This is a genomic window from Nonomuraea sp. NPDC050202 (genome assembly GCF_040656115.1).
In the GTDB taxonomy this organism is placed as follows: Bacteria; Actinomycetota; Actinomycetes; order Streptosporangiales; family Streptosporangiaceae; genus Nonomuraea.
In genome coordinates this window covers 16681-38803 of record NZ_JBFALF010000049.1, presented here as the reverse complement: position 1 = coordinate 38803, position 22123 = coordinate 16681, and the positions used below count along the sequence as shown (strand labels likewise).

General features: G+C 71.6%; 26 protein-coding genes. 13 read left to right on the top strand and 13 right to left on the bottom strand.

The window, feature by feature from the left end; translation table 11 throughout:
- Nucleotides 1-4: 4 nt before the first annotated feature.
- The 4 genes from AB0I79_RS56400 to AB0I79_RS56385 all read left to right on the top strand — a co-directional run bounded on the left by AB0I79_RS56400 (nt 5) and on the right by AB0I79_RS56385 (nt 2413).
- Nucleotides 5-1024 carry a LacI family DNA-binding transcriptional regulator gene (locus tag AB0I79_RS56400; protein ID WP_357893097.1) on the top strand — a complete coding sequence of 340 codons (1020 nt, stop codon included), beginning with the start codon at nt 5-7 and terminating at the stop codon, nt 1022-1024.
- A 466-nt stretch (nt 1025-1490) separates the two neighbouring features.
- Complete coding sequence (locus AB0I79_RS56395; RefSeq protein ID WP_357893095.1) at nt 1491-1808, top strand: DUF3140 domain-containing protein; 318 nt, start codon at nt 1491-1493, stop codon at nt 1806-1808.
- Nucleotides 1809-1812: 4 nt separating this feature from the next.
- Nucleotides 1813-2163: a nuclear transport factor 2 family protein gene (locus AB0I79_RS56390; protein WP_357893093.1), complete on the top strand. Its 351-nt coding sequence runs from the start codon at nt 1813-1815 to the stop codon at nt 2161-2163.
- A gap of 37 nt (nt 2164-2200) precedes the next feature.
- On the top strand, nt 2201-2413 hold the full coding sequence (locus tag AB0I79_RS56385) for a hypothetical protein (RefSeq protein WP_357893091.1): 213 nt from the start codon (nt 2201-2203) through the stop codon (nt 2411-2413).
- A 60-nt stretch (nt 2414-2473) separates the two neighbouring features.
- Here AB0I79_RS56385 and AB0I79_RS56380 read toward each other — a convergent pair whose 3' ends face one another.
- Nucleotides 2474-3091 carry a TetR/AcrR family transcriptional regulator gene (locus AB0I79_RS56380; RefSeq protein ID WP_357893089.1) on the bottom strand — a complete coding sequence of 206 codons (618 nt, stop codon included), beginning with the start codon at nt 3089-3091 and terminating at the stop codon, nt 2474-2476.
- Between the two features lie 78 nt (nt 3092-3169).
- Between AB0I79_RS56380 and AB0I79_RS56375 the strand changes: the two genes are divergently transcribed.
- Nucleotides 3170-4108, top strand: a complete 939-nt coding sequence (locus tag AB0I79_RS56375) for a beta-ketoacyl-ACP synthase III (RefSeq protein ID WP_357893088.1) — start codon at nt 3170-3172, stop codon at nt 4106-4108.
- 501 nt (nt 4109-4609) lie between these two features.
- Here the strand turns inward: AB0I79_RS56375 and AB0I79_RS56370 are convergent.
- Entirely contained in the window at nt 4610-4741 is a 132-nt protein-coding gene (locus AB0I79_RS56370) for a hypothetical protein (protein WP_357893086.1), read from the bottom strand.
- 79 nt (nt 4742-4820) lie between these two features.
- Here AB0I79_RS56370 and AB0I79_RS56365 point away from each other — a divergent pair, with 79 nt between their 5' ends.
- The gene (locus AB0I79_RS56365) at nt 4821-5834 is read left to right on the top strand and encodes an acyl-CoA desaturase (RefSeq protein ID WP_357893084.1); all 1014 of its coding nucleotides are present in this window, start codon (nt 4821-4823) and stop codon (nt 5832-5834) included.
- A gap of 18 nt (nt 5835-5852) precedes the next feature.
- On the opposite strand, the gene AB0I79_RS56360 is transcribed toward AB0I79_RS56365, so the two are convergent.
- Complete coding sequence (locus AB0I79_RS56360) at nt 5853-6074, bottom strand: hypothetical protein (protein WP_357893082.1); 222 nt, start codon at nt 6072-6074, stop codon at nt 5853-5855.
- A gap of 82 nt (nt 6075-6156) precedes the next feature.
- Here AB0I79_RS56360 and AB0I79_RS56355 point away from each other — a divergent pair, with 82 nt between their 5' ends.
- From AB0I79_RS56355 to AB0I79_RS56340, 4 genes are all read left to right on the top strand, one after another.
- On the top strand, nt 6157-7287 hold the full coding sequence (locus AB0I79_RS56355; RefSeq protein ID WP_357893080.1) for a sensor histidine kinase: 1131 nt from the start codon (nt 6157-6159) through the stop codon (nt 7285-7287).
- Nucleotides 7284-7952 (top strand): response regulator transcription factor, encoded by a 669-nt coding sequence (locus AB0I79_RS56350; RefSeq protein WP_357893079.1) that lies wholly within the window; start codon nt 7284-7286, stop codon nt 7950-7952. Before AB0I79_RS56355 ends, AB0I79_RS56350 begins: the two co-directional genes overlap by 4 nt.
- A 97-nt stretch (nt 7953-8049) precedes the next feature.
- Nucleotides 8050-9300, top strand: coding sequence for a cytochrome ubiquinol oxidase subunit I (locus AB0I79_RS56345; RefSeq protein WP_357893077.1), 1251 nt, complete (start codon nt 8050-8052; stop codon nt 9298-9300).
- A gap of 12 nt (nt 9301-9312) precedes the next feature.
- Nucleotides 9313-10053: a cytochrome d ubiquinol oxidase subunit II gene (locus AB0I79_RS56340; RefSeq protein ID WP_357893075.1), complete on the top strand. Its 741-nt coding sequence runs from the start codon at nt 9313-9315 to the stop codon at nt 10051-10053.
- A 7-nt stretch (nt 10054-10060) separates the two neighbouring features.
- Here AB0I79_RS56340 and AB0I79_RS56335 read toward each other — a convergent pair whose 3' ends face one another.
- Both AB0I79_RS56335 and AB0I79_RS56330 read right to left on the bottom strand, forming a co-directional pair.
- Nucleotides 10061-10819, bottom strand: a complete 759-nt coding sequence (locus AB0I79_RS56335; RefSeq protein ID WP_357893073.1) for an alpha/beta hydrolase — start codon at nt 10817-10819, stop codon at nt 10061-10063.
- A 14-nt stretch (nt 10820-10833) separates the two neighbouring features.
- On the bottom strand, nt 10834-11559 hold the full coding sequence (locus AB0I79_RS56330; RefSeq protein WP_357893071.1) for an SDR family oxidoreductase: 726 nt from the start codon (nt 11557-11559) through the stop codon (nt 10834-10836).
- Nucleotides 11560-11624: 65 nt separating this feature from the next.
- Between AB0I79_RS56330 and AB0I79_RS56325 the strand changes: the two genes are divergently transcribed.
- Nucleotides 11625-12233 carry a TetR/AcrR family transcriptional regulator gene (locus AB0I79_RS56325; protein WP_357893069.1) on the top strand — a complete coding sequence of 203 codons (609 nt, stop codon included), beginning with the start codon at nt 11625-11627 and terminating at the stop codon, nt 12231-12233.
- Here AB0I79_RS56325 and AB0I79_RS56320 read toward each other — a convergent pair.
- A complete protein-coding gene (locus AB0I79_RS56320; protein ID WP_357893067.1) occupies nt 12220-13881 on the bottom strand; it encodes an alpha-amylase family protein in 1662 nt (553 codons plus the stop codon). The two genes, AB0I79_RS56325 and AB0I79_RS56320, sit on opposite strands and share 14 nt — an antisense overlap.
- Nucleotides 13882-13933: 52 nt before the next feature.
- A complete protein-coding gene (locus tag AB0I79_RS56315; protein ID WP_357893065.1) occupies nt 13934-14866 on the bottom strand; it encodes a nucleoside hydrolase in 933 nt (310 codons plus the stop codon).
- A gap of 82 nt (nt 14867-14948) precedes the next feature.
- On the opposite strand from AB0I79_RS56315, the gene AB0I79_RS56310 reads away from it, so the two are divergent.
- Nucleotides 14949-15374, top strand: a complete 426-nt coding sequence (locus tag AB0I79_RS56310; RefSeq protein ID WP_357893063.1) for a PPOX class F420-dependent oxidoreductase — start codon at nt 14949-14951, stop codon at nt 15372-15374.
- 29 nt (nt 15375-15403) lie between these two features.
- Here the strand turns inward: AB0I79_RS56310 and AB0I79_RS56305 are convergent, their stop codons facing one another.
- The 3 genes from AB0I79_RS56305 to AB0I79_RS56295 all read right to left on the bottom strand — a co-directional run bounded on the left by AB0I79_RS56305 (nt 15404) and on the right by AB0I79_RS56295 (nt 17761).
- Entirely contained in the window at nt 15404-16585 is a 1182-nt protein-coding gene (locus tag AB0I79_RS56305; RefSeq protein ID WP_357893061.1) for a helix-turn-helix domain-containing protein, read from the bottom strand.
- A 64-nt stretch (nt 16586-16649) separates the two neighbouring features.
- Nucleotides 16650-16850, bottom strand: coding sequence for an EF-hand domain-containing protein (locus AB0I79_RS56300; RefSeq protein WP_357893059.1), 201 nt, complete (start codon nt 16848-16850; stop codon nt 16650-16652).
- A gap of 32 nt (nt 16851-16882) precedes the next feature.
- Nucleotides 16883-17761 carry a LysR family transcriptional regulator gene (locus AB0I79_RS56295; protein ID WP_357893057.1) on the bottom strand — a complete coding sequence of 293 codons (879 nt, stop codon included), beginning with the start codon at nt 17759-17761 and terminating at the stop codon, nt 16883-16885.
- 62 nt (nt 17762-17823) lie between these two features.
- Between AB0I79_RS56295 and AB0I79_RS56290 the strand changes: the two genes are divergently transcribed.
- Nucleotides 17824-18804 (top strand): aldo/keto reductase, encoded by a 981-nt coding sequence (locus tag AB0I79_RS56290; RefSeq protein WP_357893055.1) that lies wholly within the window; start codon nt 17824-17826, stop codon nt 18802-18804.
- A gap of 48 nt (nt 18805-18852) precedes the next feature.
- Here AB0I79_RS56290 and AB0I79_RS56285 read toward each other — a convergent pair whose 3' ends face one another.
- From AB0I79_RS56285 to AB0I79_RS56275, 3 genes are all read right to left on the bottom strand, one after another.
- On the bottom strand, nt 18853-20040 hold the full coding sequence (locus tag AB0I79_RS56285) for a tetratricopeptide repeat protein (protein ID WP_357893053.1): 1188 nt from the start codon (nt 20038-20040) through the stop codon (nt 18853-18855).
- A 51-nt stretch (nt 20041-20091) separates the two neighbouring features.
- Nucleotides 20092-21588, bottom strand: coding sequence for an AAA family ATPase (locus AB0I79_RS56280; RefSeq protein ID WP_357893051.1), 1497 nt, complete (start codon nt 21586-21588; stop codon nt 20092-20094).
- 77 nt (nt 21589-21665) lie between these two features.
- Nucleotides 21666-22079, bottom strand: coding sequence for an SgcJ/EcaC family oxidoreductase (locus tag AB0I79_RS56275; RefSeq protein WP_357893049.1), 414 nt, complete (start codon nt 22077-22079; stop codon nt 21666-21668).
- Nucleotides 22080-22123 lie beyond the last annotated feature (44 nt).

The following is a 22123-nucleotide window of genomic DNA, read 5'->3' as shown; positions in this document are numbered from 1 at the left end:
GTCCGTGAAGCGACCGACGATCGCCGACATCGCCAGCCGGGCGGGAGTGTCCAAGGTGGCGGTCTCCTACGCGCTCAACGGGCAGCCGGGCGTGTCGGAGGCGACGCGGGCCAGGATCGTCGCCATCGCCGACGAGATCGGCTGGCGGCCCAACAGCGCGGCCCGCGCCCTCAACGGCGCCCGCGCCAACTGCGTGGGCCTCGCGCTCTGCCGGCCCGCGCGCATCCTGGGCGTCGAGCCGTTCTTCATGGAGCTGATCAGCGGCATCGAGGGCGTGCTCGCCGACCGCTCGTACGCGCTGCTGCTCCAGGTCGTCACCAGCCACCAGCAGGAGAGCGAGGTCTACCGCCACTGGTGGGGCGAGAGCCGCATCGACGGGGTGTTCCTGGTGGACCTGCACTACGACGACTCCCGCGTGGCCGAGCTGGAACGGCTCGGCATGCCGGCCGTGGTGATCGGCCATCCCTCCCAGTCGGGCTCGCTGTCGGCCATCTGGTCGGAGGAGGGCGAGGCCGTGCGCGAGACCGTCGGGTACCTGGTGGCGCTGGGGCACCGCCGCATCGCGCGGGTGGCCGGGCTGCCGGAGCTGGTCCACACGACGGTCCGCGACCAGGCGTTCAGGCAGGCGTGCGAGGGCGTGGCCGAGCACGTCATCGTGCACACCGACTACACCGGCGAGGAGGGCGCCAGGGCCACCAGGCGGCTGCTGAGCTCGCCCGACCGGCCCACCGCCATCGTCTACGACAACGACATCATGGCCGTGGCCGGCCTGTCGGTGGCGCAGGAGATGCGGGTGGAGGTGCCCCGCGACCTGTCCATCGTGGCCTGGGACGACTCGCCGCTGGCCCAGGTGGTGCGGCCGCCGCTGACGGCGCTCACCCGCGACATCCCGGCCTACGGCGCCCACGCCGCGCAGCGGCTGCTCGCGCTGATCGCGGGCGAGGACGTGCCGCCGTACGAGGATCAGGCCGCCATCCTCACGCCGCGCGGCAGCACCGGGCCCGCCCCCTCCGGCACGCAGTAGCCGCAGCTCCCGGCCTCCAGGCCCGCCCGGCTCCGCGGCCGCCCGGCTCCAGGCCCGTCGTGCTCCACGCCGTCCGGCTCCAGGCCCGTCCGGCACGTGTCACGGGCGGGGACCGCGGCTGGCAGACCGCCCGTCCAGGCCCGTGACACGTGCCGTCCCCTCCTCGCGGCACCCATCCCTTTACGGGGAGCCGCCCCTGCGTCCCCCGCGCCGGGGCGACTCCATGGTTACTGAGGCGGGGACGTACGCCCTGAGTACCTCCATACCTAAACGAGATACGAAATTCAGCGAATCGTAACCATGACAGTTGACGACTTTTTTTGTCGGCTTCTCCTCTCTTCACCAGACGACTCCCCTACCGGACCCGAGACCCGGCAACGACGCGTCGCCGACACGGTGGCCAAGCTCGCCGACGGCGTGGGGTGACGGGTGCGTAACGCGGGACGTGGCGGGTAGGGCGGGCGATATGACTGAGGGTTTCGACACCGACATGCTCTGGAACGAGTTCCATCGGGCGGTCAACATGAACTCCGAGGAACTGCGCTCGTACCTGCTCGCCGAGGCCTCCGACGAGGAGGGCTTCCCGCCCGACCCCGACCTGGGGATCGACGAGCTGGGGCGGGGTGTGCTGCATGTCCTGAGCAAGCGGAAGGGCGACCTCACCAAGAGCGATCTCGACGTGATGCGCCAGGTCGTGGAGCTTGTCGAGACCATGGGCGACCGTACGGACGACGACTCGCGGCGCGAGCTCATGTCCGTGGGTCACGACCCACTGAGAGGATGACCCCATGGTCCAGCCGCATCCGTGGATCGAGGGCTACGTACGCGCGTGGAACTCCAACGATCCCGACGACATCGCCGCCCTGTTCACCGACGACGCGGTCTACTACACCGAGCCGTACAGCTCGCCGTGGCAGGGTAAGGACGACATCGTCCGCGAGTGGCTGGGGCGACAGGACAAGCCAGGTGAGGCCACATTCGAGTGGCATCCGGTGAGCGTGACGGAGGACGTGAGCGTCATCCAAGGAGTCACGACATACCCGGACAAAACGTACAGCAACCTCTGGGTGATACGGTTCGCTCCCGACGGGCGATGCCGGGAATTCACCGAATGGTGGATGCGGCACGATGTCAAGTGATGCAATGGGCCGAACCGTCTTCACCCGAGGAGATCCGTTGAGAGACAACCTCGACCTCGCCGCGAGCGCCCAGCAACTGGCCGACGCCGCCCCGACGGGATCGATCGACCGTGCCGCCGCCTCGTCCGTGGCCATCACCCTGGCCACCACCCGCGACATCGACGACGCCAGGCAGACCCTGGACGGCGTCTCGCCGGACGAGGTCAGGCAGGCGGCACTGGCCCTGTTCGACCGTCTCTCGACACAGTAGCCACAGCAGTCAGGCGCTCTCCCGCCGACCACCGTCAGGCGGGAGACCAGCCCGCAGGCGTCAGGCGGAAGACCAGCCGGCAGGCATCAGGCGCGACTCCACGGCACGGCGGGCACGGGTGGCGGCCCGCTCGTCGCCGTGCAGCTGGATCGCGTGGTTCAACGCCATGACCACGCCCAGCAACTCGAACACGACCTGTTCCGGATCGGTGCCCGGGGGCAGCTCCCCCGCGTCCACGGCCCGGCCCGCCTCCTTGCCCAGCCGCCCTCGCCAGGCCTCGAACCGGCTCTCCACCGCGTCCCGCACCGCCCCGGGCCGGCCGTCGAACTCGTGCGCCGCCGCCACGAAGAAGCACCCGCCGGGAAAGACCTGACGCTCCAGGTACGAGATCCACGCCTCGCAGAGCACCCGCAACCGCGCCAGTCCCGGCGCGGCGGGCAGGGCGGGCTCCCACACCTCGGCCCGGAAGATCTCCCCGGCCCGGTCCAGGACGGCGAGCTGCAGCACCTCCTTGGTGCCGAAGTGCCCGAGCACGCCCGACTTGCTCATGCCCAGCTCAGTGGCGAGCCGGCCGATGGTCAGCCCTTCGAGCCCTTCCATGGAGGCGATGGCCACCGAGCGGTCGAGGATGGCCGCCCGCGTGCCCAGCGCCTCGGCGACCGACCTGCGCGGGCTCATGCGAGGCCTCCGTCCGTTGGTGGAGTGTTCATGCGGGCCACTTTAGCGTCCGAACGTTCGCTTGCTATAGTCCGCCGCATGAGTGGATCACGACTTGTCGCCACAGGCCACTACCAACCCGCCAAGATCCTGACAAATGACGATCTGGCGGAGCTGGTGGACACCAGCGACGAGTGGATCAGCAAGCGGGTCGGCATCCGCACCAGGCACGTGGCCGAGGACGGCGAGAGCGTCGCCGACCTGGCCACGCACGCCGCCGCCAAGGCGCTGGCCGGCAGCGGCCTGGACGCCTCCGACATCGACCTCGTGCTGGTCGCCACCTGCACCCAGACCGAGCGCGCCCCCAACGTCGCCTCCCGCGTGGCGGCCCGGCTCGGCGTGCCGGGCGGCGCCCTGATGGACCTGGGCGCCTCCTGCTCCGGCTTCACCCACGCCCTGGCCCAGGCCGACCACGCCATCCGCGCGGGCGCCGCCACCCACGCCCTGGTCGTGGGCGCCGACAAGATGACCGCGGTGACCGACTGGACCGACAGGACCACCTGCGTGCTGACGGGCGACGGCGCTGGCGCCGCCGTGGTGAGCGCGTCCGAGGAGGCGCGGATCGGCCCCGTCGTCTGGGGCTCGGCCCCGGAGCTGGGCCGGGCCGTCCGCATCGAGGGCACCCCGACCCGCTTCTCCCAGGACGGCCAGACCGTCTACCGCTGGGCCACCACCCGGCTCCCCGCCATCGCCCGGCAGGCGTGCGAGCGCAGCGGCGTGCGGCCGCAGGACCTGGCGGCGGTGGTCCTGCACCAGGCGAACCTGCGCATCATCGAGCCCATCGCCGACAAGCTCGGCGCGGTCAACGCGATCGTCGCCAGGGACGTGGTGGAGTCGGGGAACACCTCGGCGGCCAGCGTGCCGCTGGCGCTGTCCAAGCTGCTGGAGCGCGGGGAGGTGCCGCAGGGGGCGCCGATGCTGCTGTTCGGCTTCGGCGGCAACCTCTCCTACGCGGGCATGGTCGTCCGCTGCCCCTGACTTTGCGCTCCGGCTGGTTGCGCTCTGGCCGACGGCATGGGGCTCGACCATCCGCTGTGGTGGCTCGGCGACGGGCGCGTGACGGCGGGGCACTTCGGGATTCTGGGGCCGCTGCGGGTGCCGGGGGTGGAAGTCCGCCGGCCAGCGGTCGAGGTCGGGGGTCGTCCAGCCCGGCGGCGTTCTGGGGCGGCTCGCCGTACAGGCCGGGCTCCTGGAAGGCGGGCACCGGGCGCGGGCCCGGGTCGAAGCCGGACAGCGCCGTGTGCAGCCTGGCCAGCAGGCGGGCGCCCGCCGCGCGCTGCGCGGGCACGTCGGAGTCGGGCCAGGAGCCCTTGACGTACGGCCAGCAGGAGGTGGGACGGCCCGCCACCACGAGGACGGTCGTTTCCTCCGGGGTGGTTAGCGGGGCGACGGCCTCGGGTAGAGTGACGGCGGCGTGCCGGGCGATCGTATGGCACCATCCCTGCTCGCCGACGGCACGCCCCTCTGGACCGATCCTGATCACGTGACCGTCGAGGCGGTAGGCGGGGATTCCTCTCCGCCGTGCAGGCGCTCGGCCGTTCCCCCGACACCCCAGGTCGCGGCAACGGCCTCGCGGATCCCGGAGGTGAGGGGCGTGTTGACGTAGATCACATCGCCAGGCTACGTGCTTCCGGTTTGACGGCGGATGCGCGATGGTTAGGGCAACTTGCACCGTGAGGTAAGGAGAGCAGTGGCCAGTCCTGGCAGCATCGACACTCGAGGCAGTGACTTCGCCCGACTAGCCCATCGCATCGCGGACGCCGGTCTCCTCGACCGGCGTCCCGTTTATTACGCCATCCGGACGAGCATCGCGGCCGTCGTGTACGCCGGCGGCTGGGCCCTGTTCATCTGGGTGGGCGACTCCTGGTTGCAACTTCTCGTCGCAGCCGCGCTGGCCGTGGTCTTCGCCCAGTTCGGCTTCCTCGCCCATGACCTCGGGCACCGGCAGGTCTTCAGGACGCGGCGGCCGAGCGACGTCGTGGGCCTGATCCTCGGCAACTTCGCCATCGGTCTCGGCTGGGGCTGGTGGACCACCAAGCACAACAAGCACCACGCCAACCCCAACCACGAGGACCACGACCCCGACGTCTCACCGGCCGTGATCGTCTGGTCGGAGGACCAGGCCGCCCGGAGCACCGGCCTGCCCCGCTTCATCGCGAAATATCAGGCCTTCTGGTTCTTTCCGCTGCTCACGCTGGAGGCCTGGCACCTTCACATCGCCAGTTTCAAGGCGCTGTTCCAGCCCACGACGAGGCGGCGCGGCCTGGAGCTGACGCTGCTCATCGCCCACTTCGTGCTCTACTTCGGCGTGGTCTTCACCGTGCTGCCCTTCGGCAAGGCGTTGCTGTTCCTCGCCGTGCACCAGGGGCTGTTCGGGGTCTATCTCGGCTCCACGTTCGCGCCGAACCACAAGGGAATGCCCGTGCTCACCAAGGAGGACAAGCTGGACTTCCTCCGCAAGCAGGTGCTGACCTCCCGCAACGTGCGCGGCAACCTGTTCACCGACGTGGCGCTCGGCCAGCTCAACTACCAGATCGAGCACCACCTGTTCCCCAACATGCCGGCCCCGAACCTGCGCAAGGCCCAGCCCATCGTCGAGCGCTACTGCAGGGAGATCGGCGTCGACTATCTCCAGACCGGCCTCATCGAGTCGTACGGGCAGGCGCTGAGACACCTGCACGAGGTCGGCGCGCCCCTTCGCTGACCTGCTCATGGGCGCCCCTCACCGGGCGCCCTCCTCCTCCAGCCGCTGGATCAGCCGGTCGCGGCGGCGTTCGAGCTGGGCGATCAGCTCGACCTGCTCGTCCGCCTGGCTGATCATCGCCGAGACCTCGATCTGGTCGGTCGCGCCCATGTCGCGGATCTGGTCGCGCACGTCCTGGTTCTCGGCTCGCAACCGGGTCAGGTCCTCTTCGACCCGCCGTAGTTCGTCCTTTGTACTCATTCAACGGCTCTACCCAGAAGTGCCGCCGCGATTACCGGGCCCTGTCAACCGGCCGCGTGCGCAAACGTACAGAATAAGGGGCATGCGCAGGCTTTCGCCCGGCACGATCGTGTCACTCGTGACCATCATCGCCGTGCTGGCCGGGTCCTTGTTCGCCGTCGGCGGCTCCGGCCGGCTGAACGCGCTGGACGTCGTGCTGCCGGTGGTCGCCTGCGGCGCGTTGCTGGCGCGGGAGCGCTACCCGGTCGCGGCGCTGATCGTGGTGGCGGTCTCGGTGGCCGCCTACTACCCGTACGCGGGGGCCGACGGGCCGCTCATCGTGATGTTGTTCGTCACCCTCTACACGGCGGCCGACCGCGGCCATCTCACCGCCGCCATCGCCACGGGCGCGGCGGCGCTGCTGGCCATGGGGTTCGGCGAGACCGGCGGCATCCGGCACGTGGACAACGCCACGTTCGTCTCGATCACCGGGTGGGTGGTCGCCTCCATCGCGTTCGGCGGGGTCACCCGCAACCGCCGCGCGTACCTGTCCGAGGCCCGCCAGCACGCGCTCGATGCCCTGCTGACCAAGGAGGAGGAGGCCAGGCGGCGGGCCAGCGAGGAGCGGCTGCGCATCGCCAGGGAGCTGCACGACGTGCTCGGGCACAACATCTCCATGATCAACGTGCAGGCGTCCGCGGCGCTGCACGGGATCAGGAAGCGGCCGGAGCACGCCGAGGCGGCGCTGCGCACGATCAAGGAGACCAGCAAGGAGACGCTGCGCGAGCTGCGGACCACCCTCGGCGTGCTGCGCCAGGTGGACGAGGACGCGCCGGTCGCCCCCGCCGACAGCCTGGCGCGGGTGGACACGCTGGTCGCGGCGTCGGGGCTGAAGGTGCGTACGGAGCTGTCGGGGCCGCTCGACGCCCTGCCGACCGAGGTGGACCTGGCCGCCACCCGCATCGTCAGGGAGGCGCTGACGAACGTCGCCCGCCACTCGGGCACGGAGCACGCCACCCTCGCGATCACCAACGAGGCTGGACATGTCATCATCACCGTGGAGGACGACGGGCCCGGCGCCACGTACGACGGGGGCAGCGGCTTCGGGATCCAGGGCATGCGCGAGCGCGCGACCGCGCTCGGCGGCACGCTGGAGGCCGGCCCCCGCCCCGAGGGTGGCTTCCGCGTCACCGCCCGCCTGCCACTGACCCAGCCGACGAACGGGGCTCGATGATCCGCGTACTGCTCGCCGACGACCAGACCCTGGTACGGGCCGGGTTCCGGTCCATACTCAGCGACGAGGACGACATCGAGGTGGTGGCCGAGGCCGCCAACGGCGCGGAGGCGATCGCGGGGGCGCGCGAGCACCGGCCGGACGTGGTGCTCATGGACATCCGCATGCCCGAGCTCGACGGCCTGGAGGCCACCCGCCGCATCGCGGGCGACCCGGCGCTGGACGGCGTCAAGGTGATCATCCTGACCACGTTCGACCTCGACGACTACGTCTACGGCGCGCTGCGGGCGGGCGCGGGGGGCTTCCTGGTCAAGGACACCGAGCCGGCCGAGCTGATCCACGCCGTCAGGGTCGTGGCCAGGGGCGACGCGCTGATCGCGCCCTCGATCACGCGGCGGCTGATCGCCGAGTTCGCCGGCCGGGTCAAGCGGCCGGAGCCGGGCCCCGAGCTGAACGCGCTCACCGAGCGGGAGCGCGAGGTCATGACGCTGGTGGCCGCCGGCCTGTCCAACGACGAGATCGCGGCCCGCCTCGTGCTCAGCCCCGCCACGGCGAAGACGCACGTCAGCCGGATCATGACCAAGCTGCGCGTGCGTGACAGGGCGCAGCTCGTGGTCATCGCGTACGAGGCCGGCATGATCACGCCGGGCTGGCTTACTCCCTGAGTCGTACGCCGGCCGGCCTCGTGCGACCCGGGATGTAAGTCGAGTGCCCGCCCCGGCATGACGCGGCGGGCACGACCGTACCGGGAGGGTCTGCGGTATGGACATCGTGGACCTCGCCCGCCTGCAGTTCGCGCTCACGGCGGGCGCGCACTTCCTGTTCGTGGCGTTGACGCTCGGGCTGGCGACGCTGGTCGCCGTCGTCCAGACCCGCGCCACCTTCGGCGGCGACCCCGTGCACCTGCGGATGACGCGGTTCTGGGGCCAGCTCTACATCATCAACTACGCGATGGGCATCGTCACCGGGCTGGTGATGGAGTTCCAGCTCGGGCTGTCGTGGAGCGGGCTGACCGAGTACGCGGGCGACGTGTTCGGGTCGGCGCTGGCCATCGAGACGCTGGTGGCGTTCTTCGTCGAGTCCACGTTCCTGGGGTTGTGGATCTTCGGCTGGAACAAGCTGAACCGGTGGGCGCACCTGGCGCTGATCTGGGTGGTGACGCTGACCGCGTACGCGTCGGCGTTCTGGATCATGGTCGCCAACGGCTTCCTGCAGAACCCGGTCGGGCACGTGCTGGAGGGCGGCCGGCTGCGGCTGACGGACTTCGGCGCCATGGTGGCCAACCCGGCGGCGCAGGTGGCGTTCTGGCACGTGCTGGTCGGGGCGATGGTCGTCGGCGGGTTCTTCATGGCCGGGGTGAGCGCGTACCACCTGCGCAGGCGCACCGCCGAGCAGGACCTGTTCCGCAAGTCGCTGCGCATCGGGGTGGGCCTGGCGCTGCCCGCCACCTTCGTCAACGCGGCGATCGGCGGGATGTCGTTCGAGACCATGCAGCCCACGAAGGTCGCCGCGTGGGTGGGCACCCCGGAACGGCTGGCGGCCGCGCAGGCGGAGATGGTGGCCAGGCTCGGGCCCGGGGACTACCTGCCGGACGTGGGCCTGGTGAAGGCGGCCGGGCTGGCGATGATCCTGCTGTGGCTGGTGATGATGCTGGTGGCGCTGCCGAGCTTCCTGCTCATGCTCTTCCGGCCGGCGGTGCGGGGGTTCCGGCCGTGGCACTGGCTGCTGACGCTGATGATCCCCGTGCCGTTCGTGGCCATGTTGTGCGGCTGGGTCTTCCGCGAGCTGGGCCGCCAGCCGTGGGTGGTGTACGGGCTGCTGACGACGTCCGACGCCATGTCGCCGGTGACCGGGGGACAGATGGTCTTCTCGCTGACGGCGTTCGTCACGGTGTTCGCGATCCTGATCGTGGTCAACTACTGGCTGCTGGCCAGGCAGGCGCGGCGCGGGCCCGGCGCGGTGGCGCTGGGCGACCGGCCGGTCGACGCCCCCGTTCCTGCTCCTTCGTTCTAGGGGACGCTTGTCATGGAGATCTTCATTCTGGGCTTCTTCGCGATCGGTTACCTCGTGCTGGCCGGCGCGGACATCGGGGTCGGCATGGCGCTGCCGTACCTGGGCCGGTCGGCGGGCGAGCGGCGCGAGGTGATCGCCGCGATCGCGCCGTTCTTCCTGGGCAACGAGGTGTGGCTGGTGGCCACGGCGGGCGTGCTGGCCGGGCTGTTCCCCCGGCTGGAGGGCGAGCTGCTGCACGGCAACCACACGGTGGTGGTGACGCTGCTGCTGGCCTGGGTCGTGCGGGACATGGGGCTGTGGCTGCGCGGGCGCCTGCCCGCGGCGCGCTGGCAGGTGTTCTGGGACGGCGCGATCGTGGCCGGGAGCTGGGGGCTGGCGCTGAGCTGGGGCGCGCTGCTGGCCCACGTGCTGCTCGGCATCGAGGGGCCGATGGCGTTGCTGCCCGCGCTGGTGCTGGCCGCGCTGTTCGGCACGCACGGGCTGACGTTCGCGGCGCTGCGGCTGCGCGGGACGCTGCGGGAGCGGGCCGCGGTGCTCGCGGGCGGGGCCGGGGAGGGGCGCACCTACGCGCTGACCTCGGTGGTGCTGGTGGTCGTGGGGGTGCTCGCCGGGCTCCGGCTGCCGCTGGAGCCCGGCACGTCGGGGCCGCTGCTGGTGCCGGTCGTCCTGACGCTGATCCCGTTCCTGGTGGCGGCCCAGGCGTGGGTGTGGTGGACGTTCAGGCACCGGGTGAGCGGGCCCTCCTACCTGTGAAACAGGGCTATGTGCGGGTGATGAACTCCCTGATCAGCGCCGTGACCTCCGCGGGGCGCTCGTGCAGGACGACGTGGCCGCTGTCGAGCTCGGCGTACTCGCTGCCGGGGACGGCCGCGTGCATCGCGCGGGCGTGCTCGACCGGGACCAGGTAGTCGCGGGTGTTGCCGATGACCAAGGTGGGCGCGGTGATCTTCGGCAGCAGGTCCCTGATGTCCACGCGCAGGTCCAGCTCGATCTGGCGCAGGGTGCCGTGCGGGGGCTCGCCCGCCATCAGCGTCCTGGCGCCCACCGAGCTCACGAACCCGGGGCTGAACCCCACGAGCGGCCCGTACGCGGCGAAGCTCTCGGGGTCGGTGGCGGCCAGCCGCGCCCACGTACGCAGGCCCATCTCCAGCCGCGAGTCCGCCAGGTGCGTCCAGCCGGCGATCAGCACCAGCCGCCTGACCAGCTCGGGCCGGTCGGCGGCGACCTTGGCGGCCACGGCGGCGCCCAGCGAGAACCCGACCAGGTCGGACGGCTCCTCGAACGCGGCGGCCACCTGGCCGGCGAGCAGGTCGAGCGTGAGGTCGCCACCGGGGTCGAAGGTGTGGCCGCTGCCGGCGTAGTCGGGGGTGATGACCGTGCGGAGATCGGCGAGGCCGGGGACCAGGTGGGCGTAGTTGGTGACGGCGTCACCGCCGGTGCCGTGCACCATCACGAGACCGGGGCCGCTGCCCGCCTTCGCGTAGTGGACGGTGCCGCCGTCGTGGATGACCATGGGCATGTCTGTCTGGCTCCTCAGAGGTTTCCGCCGCCGGTGGCGTCGATCGTGGTGCCGGTGACGAAGCCGGCCTGGGGGGATGCGGCGAAGGCGACCACGTCGGCGATCTCGTCCGCGTGGCCGACGCGGTTGACCGCGTGCCTGCTCGCCGCATATGCCCGCGCCTCGGGGTCACCGCGCAGCCAGCCGGCGTTGGTGTCGGTGTCGATGATGCCGGGCGCGACGTTGTTGACCGTGATCCCGCGCGGGCCCAGCTCCTTGGCCAGGGCCAGGGTGAACGTCTGCACCGCGCCCTTGCTCATCGCGTACGCGATGCCCTCGGGGAAGGCGATGCGAGTCACGCCCGAGGTGACGTTGACGATCCTGCCGCCGTCGGGGATGAGCGGCAGCACCTGCTGGGTGAGGAAGAACAGGCCCTCGACATTGACCGCGAACACGCGGGAGTAGCCTGCCCGCGTCACCTCCCCGATCGGCTGGGACAGGCCGATCCCGGCGTTGTTGACCAGCACGTCGAGCACGTCCGTCTCGGCCCTGACCCGCTGCGCGAGCGCGGTGACCTCCTCCGGCACGCCGAGGTCGGCCCGAACCGCGACCGCGTTCGCGCCGATCGAGTCCACGACCTCCTGGGCGGCCGCGCCGTCCCTGGCGTAGTTCACGATCACGCGGAACCCGTCCTTGGCCAGGCGCAGCGCGATGGCGCGGCCGATCCCCCTGCTCGCGCCCGTGACGAGGGCAGTCCTCATCGCCTCCACCTTTCTTTAGTGATCGATACAAAACCATAGCATAGCGACCGCTATAGAATGAGGGCATGGCAAGGCGGCGGGAGTTCGACAGGGAGACGGCGCTGGAGAGCGCGCTGCTCGCGTTCTGGCGGCACGGCTACGAGGCGACCTCGATCGCGGAGCTGACCGCCGCCATGGGGATCAGGCCACCCAGCCTGTACGCGGCCTTCGGCGACAAGCGGCGGCTGTTCGAGGAGGCCGTGCGGCGCTACCAGGAGACGTACGGAGCGTTCACCACCCGCGCGCTGGCCGAGGAGCCGACCGGGCGGGGAGCGATCGAGCGGGTGCTGCGGGAGGCGGCGGCCGAGTACGCGAGCACGGAGCATCCGGGCGGCTGCATGGTCATCACGGCCGCCGTGAACTGCGGGCCGGAGTCGGCCGAGGTCGAGGAGCTGCTGCGGCGGTTCAGGACGGAGGCCAAGGCGGCGTTCAAGGCGCGGATCGACGACGACGTGGCGGCCGGCCGGCTGCCCGCCGGGACGGACACGGCGGGGCTGGCCACCTTCTACGCCGCGACGATCCAGGGCATGTCCACGCAGTCACGCGACGGCGCCTCCTACGAGGACCTGCTCGCCATAGCCGCCCTCGCCATGTCCGCCTGGCCGGCCACCGGGGAGGCCGTCACAACGACTTGACCGAGGCGTCCTCCGGCGGGATCTCCGGTGACGAGGCGCGCAGCCAGCGGCAGCCGTGCGGGTCCATCGGCAGCCGGACCACTCCCTGCTCCGACACCTCCAGCGTCCCGTCCACCAGCAGGTCCGTGAGCAGGCAGCGCTCCAGCCCGTCCAGCCGCAGCTCCACGTCCTGCGCCGTGTCGCAGAGGTTGTGCGCGACCACCACCGTGGCCCCGTCGGCGTCGCAGCGGTGCGCGAGGACCGCCGGATGCCCGGTCTCCAGCACGGTGTACTCGCCCCACGCCAGCTCGGGGCACTCCCGGTAGCGCTCGATCAGGAGCTGGAACCAGCGCAGCAGCGAACTCGTGTCGCGTTTCTGGTCGGCCACGTTCACCCGGTCGGGGGCGAAGGAGCCCGCGGGGATCTCGCGGACCGGCTCGGCCTGGCTGAAGCCGCCGTCCTGCGACCACTGCATCGGGATGCGGACCGCCATGCGGCCCTCCTCCTCCAGGTTCTCCCCCATCCCGATCTCCTCGCCGTAGAAGATCACGGGCGTGCCGGGCAGCGAGAACAGCAGGCTGTAGGCCATCTTGACGCGCCGCAGGTCGCCGCCGAACATCGACGGCAGGCGGCGGCGCAGCCCCCGCCCGAAGATCTGCATCTCCTTCTGCGGCCCGAACGCGCGGAAGACCTCCTCCCGCTCCTCCTCCGTCAGCTTGTCGAGGGTCAGCTCGTCGTGGTTGCGCAGGAACATCGCCCACTGGCAGTCCTTGGGCGGTTTGGGGCGCTCGCGCAGGGCGTTGGCCAGGGCCGTTGCGTCGTTGCGCGCCAGCGACAGCCAGGCGTTCTGCATGCCGATGAAGTCGAAGCACATGGTGATCTGGTCGCCCAGCCCATCACCGAAATATCCAATTAAGTCCTTGTACGGCACGTTCACCTCGCCGAGCAGGATCGACCCGCCCTTGCGCCGCGTCATGAACGCCCGCAGATCCGCCAGGAACTCGTGCGGGTTCGCCAGCCGCGGATTGACGTTCTCGATGAGGAACGGCACCGCGTCCACCCTGAACCCCGACAGCCCGAGCTCCATCCAGAACCCGAGTATGCGCGTGATCTCGTCCCTGACCTCGGGGTTGCCCACGTTCAGGTCCGGCTGGTGCCGGTAGAAGCTGTGCAGGTAGTACTGGCCCGAGCCCTCGTCGTACTCCCAGACGCTGGTCTCCTTGTCGGGGAAGACGATCTGCTCGGGGTTGTCCGGCTCCGGCTTGTCGGACCAGACGTACCAGTCGCGGCGGGCGGAGTCCCGGCTCGACCGGGCCTCCGCGAACCACGGGTGCTGGTCAGAGGTGTGGTTGACGACGAGGTCGGCGATGACCCGCAGGCCGCGGTCGTGGGCGGTCCGCATGAACTCCACGAAGTCGCCCAGCGTCCCCAGCCGGGGGTCGATGCTGTAGAAGTCGGTGATGTCGTAGCCGTCGTCCTTGTTGGGAGTGGGGAAGAACGGCATGAGCCACAGGCAGGTCACGCCGAGCCCCGCCAGATAGTCGATCTGCTGCGTCAGGCCGCGGAAGTCGCCCACGCCGTCGCCGTTGCCGTCCTTGAACGTCTCGACGTCCAGGCAGTAGACGACGGCGTTCTTCCACCAGACGTCGGAGGTGTACGTCAGTCGCATCCGTCCCCGCTACCCCGGGCGGCGGACCTCATGACAACGCTCAGGACAGCGCTTACGACAGGGTGCGGATCGCGGCTTCGAGCAGGTCCCAGAACGCCTCGACGTCCACGCCGGTGGCCACGTCGGCGTTCGGCTCGCGGCCGAGCTTGCCGAGCAGGTCCACGCTGGTCGCGCCGGACGTCTCGGTGCCGCGCAGCTCGATGTCGAGCCTGGTGCGCACGGTCGTGACCAGCCCTGGCCTGGCCACCAGCGCCACCGCCACGGGATCGTGCAGCGGCCCTTCCGGCATGCCCTGGTCGGTCTCGTACGTGGAGTTGAAGTAGTTCAGCAGCTCCACGCCGAAGGCGGCCGTCCTGTTGCCGACGGCGCCGATCCTGGCCATCACCCCGGGCGTGACGAGGACCTGGTGGGTGACGTTCAGCCCGATCATGGTCAACGGCGCCCCTGAGCCGAGCACGATCGACGCGGCCTCGGGGTCGGTCCAGGAGTTGAACTCCGCGTACGGGGTAATGTTCCCCCGGCCCGTGGACCCGCCCATCCACACGACGTCCTTGATCCGGGCGAGCCGGTCCGGGTACGTTCGCACGAACATCGCGATGTTCGTCAGCGGCCCGGTGGCGATGATCGTCACCGGCTCGCCGGCGGCGTCGAGCGTGTCCCTGATCAGCTCGACGGCGGTGCGCGGATCGGCCTCCACGGCGGGCGGCGGCAGCTCGGGGCCGCCGAGCGCGTTGTCGCCGTGGATCCCCACGGCGGGCGACAGCAGCCGCACCATGGGGCTGTCGGCGCCGGGCGAGATCGGCACCCCGGCGATGCCGGCCAGGCCGGTCACCACCCTGGCGTTGTAGGTGGTGTGGGCCAGCTTGCCGTTGCCGCCGACGGTGGTGATGGCGCGCAGGTCGATCTCCGGGTCGCCGGCCGCCAGCCAGATGGCGAAGGCGTCGTCGTGGCCCGGGTCGCAGTCGAGGATCACCGGTGTCGGCATCGGCCCATGCTACAGAGTCGATCCGGGCGGGTGCCGTTCGTGTAGAGGCAGAGAGCCCAGCTCGGAGAAGGGAGAACCCAGCATGTCGTTCACCGACGAGGAGATCGCCTACCTGCGCTCGCAGCCGCTCGCCCGCCTGGCCACGCTGTCCGGCGACGGGCAGCCGGACGTGGTGCCGGTGGCGTTCGAGTTCGACGGCACGCACTTCTGGATCGGCGGGGCCGGCGAGCAGGTGCTGCGCACCAGGAAGTTCCGCAACATCGGCCCGGGCGGGGCCAAGGTGGCGCTGGTCGTGGACGACATGGTGTCGTTCGAGCCGTTCGTGGCGCGGGGCGTGCGCGTGTACGGCGTGGCCGAAGGGCCGGTGGAGCGGGCCGGCATGGTCGGGCCCGGGATCTACACCCGCATCACGCCGACCGTCTCGTGGAGCTGGAACCTGGCCGGCGAGCCGGTCGGCGACACCTGGTACGAGTCCCGCCGCGCCGAGCACCGGCCCGAGCACGACTGACGCCCCACCAGACCCCGCCACGCCGAACGCTAGCGGCTGGACATGACCGCCTGCCTGGCCCGCAGCGCGATCTCCAGCTCGAACCGGATGTCGGGGTCGGCGAGCTGGTCGCCGTACAGCTCTTCGAGCTGCCGCAGCCGGTAACGCACCGTCTGCGGGTGCACGTGCAGCTTGGCGGCCACCTCTCCGGCGCCGCGGCCGTGCCGCAGCCACGCCAGCAGGGTCTCCGCCAGCCGGTCCTGCTGGTTGGGCCGCAGGTGGGCCAGGGGCGCGAGCCGCACCTCGGCCAGCGCGCTGACCAGCTCCTCGTCCTTGAACACGACCAGGGTGGCCAGGTGGTCCTCGCAGCGCAGCAGCCCGCGGGGCAGCACGCCGCGCCGGGACAGGTCGAGCGCCTCCCCGGCCCACCGCAGCGACGTCGCGGCCGCGGCGAGCGGCACGGCGGGCCCGATGGCGGCGCGTTGGCCGCGCAGGGCGTGCTTCAGCATCTGCGCCTGGCCGGGCCCCGCCGGGTCGGGCACGAGCAGGCACGGCAGCGCCCGCCCTGGCCCGGTGAGCACGTCGGGCGGCAGCGGGGGCACCCGGCAGGCGCCGTGCTGGTCGTCGAGCGCCACGCAGGCGACCGTCCTGGGCAGCCGCCAGGCGGCGGCCTTGGCCAGGTCGGCGATGGCGTCCGGGCTGGCGGGGGGCCGGCTGAGCAGCAGGTCGAGCAGGCGTCCGCGGCGGCGCTCCATCTCGCCGGCGGCATGCGCCCTGGCCTCGTCGAAGCCCTCGGCGGCGGCGTCGGCGAGCTGGTCGAGGTAGACGAAGATGGCCTCGCCCAGGTCGTACAGGGATTGCGGGGACAGGCCGAGCGGGCCGGCCAGCTCGGTCAGCCGCCGCCAGCCGACCCGGGCGCCGAGCCGCATCGCGGCCTGCAGCGGCTCCAGGTTGCGGCCCTCCGCCGCCTCCCCCTTGCCGATCATGCGGAACGGCTCCGGGTCCCACGGGGCGTCGGGGTTCTCGATGCGGTCGAGGAAGCCGTCGATGGCCTGCTCGACCGCCATGCGCACGACCTTGATGTAGATCTCGTCCGATGGCCGGGCGTACTCGGGGATGCGGGCCTGGATCTCCTCGATCACCTCTTCGGAGACCGGGCCGATGCCCGACCTGAGCGTTTTCACGATGTCCGCGGGTGTACGGCTTTCGCTGATGTCACTCTTGATCGCCATCGTCCCTCCTGCCGCCATTGTGACCCAGGCAACAGGAGAATGGGTAGCAAACGCTTGTTTTTTGTCACTTCTGGAGGAATGCGCTGAACTCCTCCAGGTCGATCAGGCCGTCGCCGTCCTTGTCCAGCTTGAGCACCCCCTCCTGGGCGGCCTCCAGCGTCACGGGCTGGCCGAGCACCTCCATCAGCCGGACGAGCTCGACGGCGGAGATGCGGCCGTCCTTGTCGGCGTCGATCAGGTCGAAGGTGGTCGCGTAGTCGCTCATGGGGGGAACCTCTCTGCGAGTCCGATCTCGGGTCAGACCTTAGTGGTCGCCTGTCGCAGCGCGTCGATGAATGCGAGGACTTGTGGGCTCGCGTCCCTTTCACGCCAGGCAATGGCCAGTTCCCCGGGAGGCAGCCCGATAACCGGCCGGTACGTCATGCCGGGCCGCTTGTAGAGCGCGGCGTTCCCCTCGGCCACCAGCACCACCCCGAGCCCGCTGATCACGGCCTCGAACACCTCCTCCGGAGTGTTGGCCGTCACCCCGACCACCGGCTCGTCATCGCGCGCGTCGAGGCCGAGCCAGAAGTCCCGCAGCGGCCCCGCCGCCCGCGGCAGCGCGATGAACGGCTCCCGCCGCAGCGCCTCGAACGGGATCTCCGCCAGCTCCGCCAGCGGATGATCGGCGGGCATGGCGACCCCGCGCCGCTCGGTGGCCAGCACGTACGTCCGCAGCCCCGCCGGGACGGGCAGCCAGATGAACGCCACGTCGGACGACCCGTCGGCCAGCCCGCCGCTGGGATCGTCCCAGCCCACCAGCCGCAGCGACACCTCCCACCCCGGCATCACCGCGCGGAAGCGGCGCAGCGCCTCCTGCTGCAACCCCCTGCCCACGGCCGTCTGCAGGCCGATCACCAGCGTGCCCGTGGGCGCCGCCGCCCGCGCCTGCTCCACCCCGGCGTTCCAGCGTTCGAGCAGCTCGCGGGCGACCGGCAGCAGCGCCGCCCCCTGCCGGGTGAGCACCACGCCGCTGGGCACCCGCTCGAACACCCGGAACCCGAGCAGCCGCTCCAGCACCCGGAGCTGCTTGGACAGCGCGGGCTGGGAGACGAACAGCCGCTCCGCGGCCCGCGTCACGTTCAGCTCCTCCGCGACGGCCACGAAATACCGCAACTCCCGCACATGCACGTCCATAGCCAATGGTTATAGCAAAGGGTCTTGGACCCCGGGCGGACCCGCGCGGCACGATCTGACGCATGAAGACACGGACTCTCGGCAGCTTGCAGGTTCCCGCGATCGGCTTCGGCGCCATGGTGCTCTCGCCCGGCGTGTACGGCGAGGTGGACGACGCCCGCGCCGAGGCGGCACTCAAGGCGGCGCTGGACGCGGGCGGCACCCACGTGGACAGCAGCGACGCGTACGGCCCTGACGGCCACAACGAGCGCCTGGTGGGCCGCGCGATCAAGGGCCGCAGGGACGAGGTGGTGGTCGCGACCAAGTTCGGCCTGGCGATCCCCGAGGGCGAGCCGAGCCGGTCGTACCCGGTCGGATACGCCTTCGGCGAGCTGCGGGTCAACGCCGAGCCGCGGCTGGTGCGCCGGTACGCCGAGCGCAGCCTGCGCAACCTGGACACCGACGTGATCGACCTCTACTACGCCCACTACCCCGACCCCGGCGTGCCGATCGAGGAGACCACCGGTGCGCTGGCCGAGCTGGTGCGCGACGGGCTGATCAGGCACATCGGCCTGTCCAACGTGACGGCCGCACAGCTCAGGGCGGCGCACGCGGTGCACCCGGTGACGGCCGTGCAGAACGAGTGGTCGATGTGGCGGCCCGTGGACGCCGACCTGCTCGCGGCGGCGCGCGAGCTGGGCGTCGGGATCGTGGCGTGGAGCCCGCTGGGCAACGGCTTCCTGACCGGCACGGTGCAGGCGCTCGGCGAGGGCGACTTCCGCCACCACGCGCCCCGCTTCTCGGCCGAGAACCTCGCGGGCAACAACGACCGCTACGCCCCCATCAGGACGCTCGCCGCGAACCTCGGCATCACCCCGGCCCAGCTCGCCCTGGCCTGGCTGCTGCACCAGGACGAGCACGTGGTGGCGATCCCCGGCAGCCGCACCCCGGCCCACATCGAGGAGAACCTGGCCGCCGCCGACCTCACGCTGCACCCCGACACGCTGGCCAGGCTCGACGAGGCGCTCGGCAAGTTCGAGGTGAGCGGCGGGACACTGCTGTAGCCGGCGGCCCGCCGCTCTAGAGGCCCGCCGCTCTAGAGGCCCGCCGCTCTAAAGGCCCGCCGCGAGCCTGCCTCTGACGGGGGTGGCCAGCCAGACCGTGGCGATCGCCGCGTACAGGGTGAGCAGGGCCACGCCCGGGTCGGCGACGAGCACCGAGACGGCCACGGCCGCGGCGAGCAGGCCGGCCCAGCCGTACAGGATCGCCCGCCGGCGGGGCGAGCCGGTGTGCGCGGCCTCCTGGACGGGGGTGACCAGGGCCATGGTGGCCGCCCCCGCGGTGCCCAGCGCGTCCTGGCCGAGCACGATCCCCACGCCGAGCAGCGCGGCACCGGCCACCACCAGGCCCAGGCAGAGCGCGGCCACCCGCGCCTCCACGCCCTCGAACAGCAGCCGGGTGGCCCTGCCGCGGGTCAGCCACATCGTGGTCCACGCCTCGGCCACCCAGCTCACCCAGTGCAGCAGCGCGAGGACGACGAAGACCGCGATGACGGGCGGGACCGCGGGCAGCAGGAAGATCAGCCGCCAGCCCTGCGGGAACCTGCCGCGCAGCCGCGACAGCCGCCGGTAGACGGGGTTGCGCTGCTTGAGCGCCCGTACCAGCAGGTCCCTGGCCGCGCCGAAGCCGGGGTCGAGGCGGAGCACCTCGCGGAACCTCTCCGCCGCCCGCCCCGGCTCCCCGAACCGCAGCGCCGCGCGCCCGTCGACGAAGTGCGCGGTGGGGCTCTCCGGGTCGATCCGCAGGGCGTGCGCGGCGGCGGCGCGGGCCTGATCAGCGTCGCCGAGGTTGGTGTAGGCCAGGGACGCCAGGCTGACCAGGTCGGCGTCCTGCGGCTCGATGCTCAGCCCGCGCAGGGCCGCCTCGGCCGTCCGCTGCCATTCGCCCTTGAGCAGGTGCGCGCGGGCCAGCACCTCCCAGGCCGGGGCGTACTCGGGGGAGATGTCCAGGGCCGCGCGGATGGCGGCGATGGCGTCGTCGGGGCGGCGGGCCCGGTTGTAGACCTGGGCGGCGGCGTAGTGGGGGAACCAGTGGTCGGGGGCGAGCCGTACCGACTCCTGGGCCTCCTGGACGGCCTCCGCCACCTTCCGCTGCTCGATCAGGGCGAGCGACAGGAGGGCGTGCCCGGCGACGTGCTGCGGCTCCTGGGCCAGCAGGCCGCGCAGCTCCCGCTCGGCGTCGGCGGGCCGGCGCAACCGCAACAGCGCACGCGCCCGCTCGACCGGGTCCGCCACGCTCACCACAGCACACCCGTCCGCTCGACCGGGACGGCCACCCTCACAGGGCGTCCCCTACCACTTCGCCTTCACCCAGGGCATCAGCTCGTCCCAGGCGCCGGAGTCATTGGCGTGCATGACGTAGTTGCGCGCGGTGCCCATCCACTCGCGGACCGCCGTGGGCCGCACGCTCTTGGCGGCGGCCAGCAGGTCCTGCGTGGTCATCGGGATGGGGCGGCCGGCGCTGAGCGACTGCTGGAGCTTGGCCTCCACCGCCCGGTCCACCACCCCCTTCAGATCCGCGCCCACGAAGTGCTCGGTGACCTGCGCCACCGCGTCGTAGTCCATCTCGGCCAGCGGCTTGTCACGGCAGAGGATCCGCAGGATGGCCGCGCGCGCCTGCTGGTCGGGCGGTGGCACGAACACCGGCTGATCGAGCCGTCCCGGGCGGCGGAAGGCCACGTCCACGTACCAGGGGGCGTTCGTGGCGGCCAGCACCAGCACGCCCTCGTTGGCGTTCTGGTCCACCCCGTCCAGCTCGGACAGGAACTGGTTGACGAGCTGGCGGCCGTGCGCGCTGCGCATGTCGGAGCGGCGGCCTGCCAGCGCGTCCACCTCGTCGAAGAACAGCACGCACGGGCGGTTGCGGCGGGCCAGGTCGAACGTGGCGCGCAGGTTGCGCTCGCTGTTGCCGATGTACATGTCGAGGATGTCGGCCAGGCCCACGTTGACGAACGCCGCGCCGAGCTCGCCGGCCGCGGCCCTGGCCAGGTGGGTCTTGCCCGCGCCCGGCGGCCCGTACAGCAGCACGCCGCCGCCGGCGCGCTTGCCGAACGCGGCGAACATCTCCGGCTGCTGCATCGGCAGCAGCAGCTTGATCCGCAGCGCCTCCTTGACCGTCTCCATGCCCGCCACGTCGGCGAACGAGACCCCGGACCGCTCCACCTCCGCCGTGCTGGTGTCGCCGGGGAGCGGCACGGACGGGAGGAACGGCGACGCGGCGCCGGGCGGCCCGGCCGTGCCGGCGGGGGGCGGCACAACCGTGGCGGCGGGTGGTCCGGCATGCGGCGACACCCCGGCGGGTGGTCCGGCGTGCGACGGCGCTCCAGGGGCGGGCGGGTTGGGCGGCCCGCCGGCCGTCCCGTGGGGCGGTGGGGTGGCGGGGCGCGAGGAGCCGGTGATCCGCGCCTCCAGCTCCTGGTCCGCCACCGACGCGTCGCGGGAGGTCGCCTCGAAGTAGCGGTAGGCGGCCTTCGCCGTGTCCCCCTCGCCCAGCAGCGCCCGAGCCGCCAGCACTCCCGCGGCGGGCGGGTAACCCGGCACGGCCAGCAGCGGCTCCAGCACCGCCATCGCCTCCCCGAAGGCGCTCTGGCGGATGAACGCGCCCGCCAGCCCGGTGATCAGCTCCGGATCCTGCGGCGAGAGCGCGAGCGCCGCGCGGAACTCGGCCTCGGCGTCCGCCAGGTACCCCTTGGCGAGGAGCTGGCCGGCGAGGTGCCGGCGCAGGGGGAGGTTGTCCGGAGATAGACGCGCCGCCTCGCGGAGCGCCTGAAGGCCGGCATCGTCGGACACGTGCCGTTCCCTTCTGTCGCAGGTTTCGGTCATCTCGGACTACGCAAGATACCGAAATCTCACCTACCTGGGGTTATTCAGGCCCGGATAGGTGTGGTCTGCGCGGAAGCGATCCGCCAGGCGCCGTCCTCCTTCACCGCCACGTACGTCAGCCATCCGGACGTCGACGGCAGGGCCGCGCGGGGGTCCTGCGTGACCTCCGGATCACGGCCGTCGAACACCCGCTTCATCGAGGCCACGATCGCCACGTCGGGCCGGACGAACCGGATGTCCGCCACCTCCGTCCTGGTGATCACGTCGGCCAGCGGCGACTCCAGTGCCGCCTGCATCGCCTTCGCCAGCGCGTCCCTGCCCGCGACCCGCCGCCCGGCGATGTTCACGACGGCCGTGTCGGCGGTGTGCAGGGCGACGAACGGGTCCAGGTCGTTCTGGTGCGTCTCGGCGTCCGCGACCAGGCGCCTGATGGCGGCGACGTCCTCGTTGTTCTCCATGATGACCTCATCTCTCTCAATCGGAGCGATTCGCTCCGATAAGA

Coding starts and splice junctions, on each gene's coding strand:
- AB0I79_RS56360 (WP_357893082.1), bottom strand. CDS start 6,074: ATGAGTACAAAGGACGAACTACGGCGGGTCGAAGAGGACCTGACCCGG.
- AB0I79_RS56330 (WP_357893071.1), bottom strand. CDS start 11,559: ATGAGGACTGCCCTCGTCACGGGCGCGAGCAGGGGGATCGGCCGCGCC.
- AB0I79_RS56375 (WP_357893088.1), top strand. CDS start 3,170: ATGAGTGGATCACGACTTGTCGCCACAGGCCACTACCAACCCGCCAAG.
- AB0I79_RS56340 (WP_357893075.1), top strand. CDS start 9,313: ATGGAGATCTTCATTCTGGGCTTCTTCGCGATCGGTTACCTCGTGCTG.
- AB0I79_RS56335 (WP_357893073.1), bottom strand. CDS start 10,819: ATGCCCATGGTCATCCACGACGGCGGCACCGTCCACTACGCGAAGGCG.
- AB0I79_RS56290 (WP_357893055.1), top strand. CDS start 17,824: ATGAAGACACGGACTCTCGGCAGCTTGCAGGTTCCCGCGATCGGCTTC.
- AB0I79_RS56275 (WP_357893049.1), bottom strand. CDS start 22,079: ATGGAGAACAACGAGGACGTCGCCGCCATCAGGCGCCTGGTCGCGGAC.
- AB0I79_RS56315 (WP_357893065.1), bottom strand. CDS start 14,866: ATGCCGACACCGGTGATCCTCGACTGCGACCCGGGCCACGACGACGCC.
- AB0I79_RS56305 (WP_357893061.1), bottom strand. CDS start 16,585: ATGGCGATCAAGAGTGACATCAGCGAAAGCCGTACACCCGCGGACATC.
- AB0I79_RS56350 (WP_357893079.1), top strand. CDS start 7,284: ATGATCCGCGTACTGCTCGCCGACGACCAGACCCTGGTACGGGCCGGG.
- AB0I79_RS56345 (WP_357893077.1), top strand. CDS start 8,050: ATGGACATCGTGGACCTCGCCCGCCTGCAGTTCGCGCTCACGGCGGGC.
- AB0I79_RS56380 (WP_357893089.1), bottom strand. CDS start 3,091: ATGAGCCCGCGCAGGTCGGTCGCCGAGGCGCTGGGCACGCGGGCGGCC.
- AB0I79_RS56320 (WP_357893067.1), bottom strand. CDS start 13,881: ATGCGACTGACGTACACCTCCGACGTCTGGTGGAAGAACGCCGTCGTC.
- AB0I79_RS56395 (WP_357893095.1), top strand. CDS start 1,491: ATGACTGAGGGTTTCGACACCGACATGCTCTGGAACGAGTTCCATCGG.
- AB0I79_RS56310 (WP_357893063.1), top strand. CDS start 14,949: ATGTCGTTCACCGACGAGGAGATCGCCTACCTGCGCTCGCAGCCGCTC.
- AB0I79_RS56300 (WP_357893059.1), bottom strand. CDS start 16,850: ATGAGCGACTACGCGACCACCTTCGACCTGATCGACGCCGACAAGGAC.
- AB0I79_RS56390 (WP_357893093.1), top strand. CDS start 1,813: ATGGTCCAGCCGCATCCGTGGATCGAGGGCTACGTACGCGCGTGGAAC.
- AB0I79_RS56355 (WP_357893080.1), top strand. CDS start 6,157: ATGCGCAGGCTTTCGCCCGGCACGATCGTGTCACTCGTGACCATCATC.
- AB0I79_RS56295 (WP_357893057.1), bottom strand. CDS start 17,761: ATGGACGTGCATGTGCGGGAGTTGCGGTATTTCGTGGCCGTCGCGGAG.
- AB0I79_RS56325 (WP_357893069.1), top strand. CDS start 11,625: ATGGCAAGGCGGCGGGAGTTCGACAGGGAGACGGCGCTGGAGAGCGCG.